Raw genomic sequence first — 4,583 nt, 5'->3', positions numbered from 1 at the left:
TCCCAACCCCGGTCCCCCGGGAACGGCGACACCGCATTAACACCCGAAGCCACCAGATCCCACAACTCCTCCGGCGAACCCACCCCACCCGGAAAACGGCACGCCATCCCCACGATCGCGACGGCGTCGTCCGAGTCGGGGGCCGTCTGCTCGGGACGAGCCGGAACGGGCGTGGCGGCGGCCTCCTCGACGGCGGCGCCACGGATCAGCCGGGCGACGGCCAGTGGGGTCGGGTGCTCGAAGACGAGGGTGGCGGACAGCCGCAGACCGGTCGCGGACCGCAGCCGGTTGCGCAGTTCGATGCCGTCGACGGACTCGAAGCCCTGCTCCTTGAAGGTCTTCCCGGGGGTGATCGAGTCGGCGGAGGGCCTGTCCGCCACGGCGGCGGCGTGGACCCGGACCAGTTCGAGGACGAGGTCGAGCTGCTCTTCGGCGGAACGGCCCTGCAGTTCGCGGCTGAGCGGGGTCTCCTCGGTGTCGGGCGCGGTCCCGGTCCGCTCGTCGGCATCCGCCTCGGACAGCCAGTAGGGGCGGCGCTGGAAGGCGTAGGTGGGCAGGTCGACGTTCTTCGCGCCGGTGCCGTCGAACAGAGCCGCCCAGTCGATGTCGGTGCCGTGTACGAAGAGTTCGGCGGCCGAGGTCAGGAACCGCTCCAGACCACCGTCGTCACGCCGCAGCGAGCCGGTGATCAGCGCGTCGACGCCGGCGCTGTCGGCGGTCTCCTCGACGCCCATGGTCAGTACCGGGTGCGCGCTGGACTCGACGAACGTACCGAAGCCGTCCTCGATGAGCTTCCGTACGGTGTGCTCGAAGCGGACCGTGTCGCGCAGGTTGCGATACCAGTACGCGGCGTCCAGGCTGTCGGCGGGCTCGCCGGTGACCGTGGAATAGAAGGGAACCTGCGGGGGAAGCGGGGTGACCGGGGCCAGCACGTCCAGGAGTTCGGCCTCGATACGCTCCACGTGCGCGGAGTGCGAGGCGTAGTCCACCGACACCTGACGGGCCCGGATGTCCTCCTCCCGGGCTGCCTCCACGAACTCGACGATCGCCTCCGCGTCCCCGGCGATCACGGTGGCCGACGGGGAGTTGACCGCGGCGATCTCAAGATGCCCGGTCCACGCCTGAAGCCGCTCCTCCACCTCAGCCGGAGGAAGAGCAATCGACGCCATGCCACCCGGACCGGCCAGGTCGCGCCCGACCACCGCAGCCCGCAGCGCCACCACCCGGGCGGCGTCCTCAAGGGACAGGGCTCTCGACACGGCGGCTGCGGCGATCTCACCCTGTGAGTGACCCACCACCGCATCCGGTACGACTCCCAGCGAACGCCACAACTCGGCCAGGGAGACCATCACCGCCCAGTTCACCGGCTGGATCACCTCCACCCGGTCCAACTCCCGCCCCTCGCGTATTACTTCGACCACATCGAAGTCCACGAAGGGAGCGAGTGCGTCAGCGCACTCCCGCAGCCGCGCCGCGAACACGGGCGACGACTCCAGCAACCCGGCACCCATACCGGCCCACTGCCACCCCTGCCCCGGAAACACCAACACCCGCCGACCGGAAGCAGACGCGATGCCGTGCACCGCGGGGCGTTCCAGGCGGGTCAGGAGTTCCTCGCGGTCGGCGGCCAGGACCACGGCCCGGTGGCCGAAGACCGTGCGGGAGGCGGCGAGGGTCCAGGCGATGTCCAGGAGGTCCGGCCCCTCGGCGTGTTCGACGTGGGCGCTGAGCCGTGCGGTCTGGTCGCGGAGGGCTTCGGCGGTGCGGCCGGAGACAACCACCGGCAGGACCGGGAGTCGATGGGCGGCGGGGGCCGGTTCGGTCTGCGGCGCCTGTTCCAGCACAAGGTGGGCGTTGGTGCCGCCCATGCCGAAGGAGGAGACGCCGGCGAGGCGGCGCTGTCCGGACGGTTCGTGCCAGGGCTCGAGTTCGGTCTGGACGCGCAGGTTGAGTGCGTCGAGCGGGATGTCCGGGTTGGGGGTCTCGTAGTTGAGGCTGGGCGGCAGTTCGCCCTCGCGGACGGCGAGCGCGGCCTTGAGCAGGCCGACGATGCCGGCGGCGCCTTCGAGGTGGCCGACGTTGGTCTTGGCGGATCCGACGGCGAGCGGGCCGGCGCCGGGGGCGCGGGCCGCACCGAGTACGGCGCCGAGGGCTGCCGCCTCGACGGGGTCCCCGGCACGGGTACCGGTGCCGTGGAGTTCGACGTAGCGGACGCGGTCGGCGGGGACTCCGGCCCGCTCGTACGCCTCGCTGAGCAGGGCCTGTTGGGCCGTGCGGTCGGGGGTGGTGAGGCTGGGTCCGCCACCGTCGTTGTTGACGGCGCCGCCCTTGATGACGCAGTGCACCCGGTCGCCGTCGGCGAGGGCGTGGCAGAGCGGCTTGAGGACGACGGCCGCGCCGCCCTCGCCGCGTACGTAGCCGTTGGCGCGGGCGTCGAAGGTGTGGCAGCGGCCGTCCGGGGACAGCGCGCCCATCCGTTCCATGGCGGTGGTGCTGTCCTCGGTGAGGACGAGGTTGACGCCGCCGACGAGGGCGAGGTCGGTCTCGCCGCGCCGCAGGCTCTCGCAGGCGAGGTGGACGGCGACGAGCGCGGAGGACTGCGCGGTGTCGACGGCCATGCTCGGGCCGCGCAGGCCGAGGAGGTAGGAGAGACGGTTGGCGGTCATCGCCCGTTGCTGTCCGGCCGCGCTGTGGCCGCCGATGGTAACGGTGCGGCGGGCCAGAGCAGCATAGTCGTCGGAGGCGATACCGACGTAGACGCCGGTGCGGGTGCCGTGCAGGCGGGCGGGGACGATGCCCGCGTCTTCCAGGGCCTGCCAGCCGAGTTCGAGCACGAGGCGCTGCTGGGGGTCGGTGGCGGCGGCCTGGGCCGCGCTCATGCCGAAGAACTCCGCGTCGAATTCCGCATGGTTTTCCAGTGCGGCCCGCCAGGTGCCGTCGGACTGCCGGGTGACGGCGTGGCCGCCGTTGCGCAGAAGCCGCAGGAATCCCTCGACGTCGGCGGCTCCGGGGAGTCGGCACGCCATCCCCACGACGGCTATGTCGTTGTCACCCACGTGCTGCCCGGCGTTCTTGGGGGTCATTGATTCTCCATAGCCAGAGTTACGAGCGAGACAGACGGAGGCGGAATCGCTGCCGAGGGCAGAATTCCGGGCAGCCCCCGTCACCAGGTGACGGGCAGATTGACCAGGGAGCGGACGGGCGTCTCGCGGTGCCAGGTGGGTTCGTCGGCCGGGCACGGCCAGGCGCAGGCCGGGGAGCCGACTGGTCAGGGCCTCGACTACGGTCTGGAGTTCGACGCGGGCCCGGCGGGTCGCCGGGGCAGTAGTGCGGGCACTGGCCGAAGGCGATGTGCGGGTTGGTCTCGCGGTCGAGGAGGACGGTGTCGGCGTTCTTGAAGACGTCCTCGTCGCGTTGGCGGCGGCGTGGGGCAGACGACGGCCTCGTCGGCACGGAGGGTGACGCCGCCGATCTCGAGGTCCTCGGTCACGACCCGGCTGGGCCGGCACTGGACCAGAGCCGTTCGTAACGGGTCCGGTCCTGCGGCAGGGCCGGGACGTGGGAGACGAGTTGGCCGATGGTGGTCTCGTGGCAGCCGATGAGCATGCCCCCGGGTCCGCAGGGTGCGGGCCCGCTCCCGTCCGGCCCGGGTGCTCCACCCGGTGAGAATCCAGGGGCGTGGGCTGCCCGGGAACAGGCGGGTGGTCGAGGTGGAGCGAGCTTGATCGGACACGTTCTCTCCCACGGATGACTCGTCGCCACGTCTTCGGATTCCGGACCGGCCCTGGTGGGGGGCGCCTGGCTCGCGCCGGCCGGGAAAGTGGAGGGTGGCCTGATCCGTGCGCGTTTCGGGGTCCATTATTCGGAGGGAGGACTGGTGGAAACACAAGGAGATGGAGCGCGCGCCGGGATCATGACGACGCCGACGGGCCGGTGGGGCCGCGTCGGCGTGGGCAGGATGTCAGGGGGTGGCCGTCACGTCTCGGCCAGGCCTTCCAGGTGGGCCACGACGACGTCGATGCCCGGCAGGGAGAGCATCTCCTTCTGCGCCCGCCGCGCCTCGTCGGTGACCGTCCGGTCAGTCAACAGACGACGGCAGGTCTCCAGCATGGCTTCGGCGCCACGAGCGGCGATGTGCTCGCCTAGTCCGAGGTCGGCGACACGCAGCGCGTTGTACTGCTGGTCCCCGAACATGGGCCGCACCGCCATGGGAACCCCGGCGCGCACGGCCTCACGGATGCTGTTGTAGCCGCCGTGGGTGACGAACAGGTCGGCGTGTTCGAGCAGGAGTTGCTGCGGAAAGCGATCGACGACGCGGACGTGGGGCGCGGCCTCGGCGGTGTCCACCGGCATGCCGAGCGTGGAGACGATGGCGGCGCAGTCCAGGGCGGAGAGGGCCTCGACGACCGTGTTGAGCGGTTCGGCGGGGTCGTAGGGCGGTATGGGGGCGCCGAACTCGCGGGCCTTGTCGAGGAACTCGAGGACGGTGGCGGGCAGTCCGGTGCCGAGGGAGGCGAGCACGAGGGGCCGGCCGGCGGGCAGGTCGCCGAACCAGTCGGGAAGGGTTTCGCCTCGGGTGACGG

Annotated in this window: 2 protein-coding genes; both read right to left on the bottom strand. The window is 71.5% G+C overall.

Features of this window, described 5'->3' with window-relative positions; genetic code table 11:
* On the bottom strand, positions 1-3,083 hold a 3,083-nt coding region (locus FNH08_RS45110), incomplete at its 3' end, for a type I polyketide synthase (RefSeq protein WP_152777347.1).
* 892 nt (positions 3,084-3,975) lie between these two features.
* On the bottom strand, positions 3,976-4,583 hold a 608-nt coding region (locus FNH08_RS45105; protein WP_194238840.1), incomplete at its 5' end, for a glycosyltransferase.

The sequence above is a fragment of the Streptomyces spongiae genome, from assembly GCF_009377185.1.
GTDB classification, from domain to species: domain Bacteria; phylum Actinomycetota; class Actinomycetes; order Streptomycetales; family Streptomycetaceae; genus Streptomyces; species Streptomyces spongiae.
This window is presented reverse-complemented; position numbering and strand designations above follow the sequence as displayed.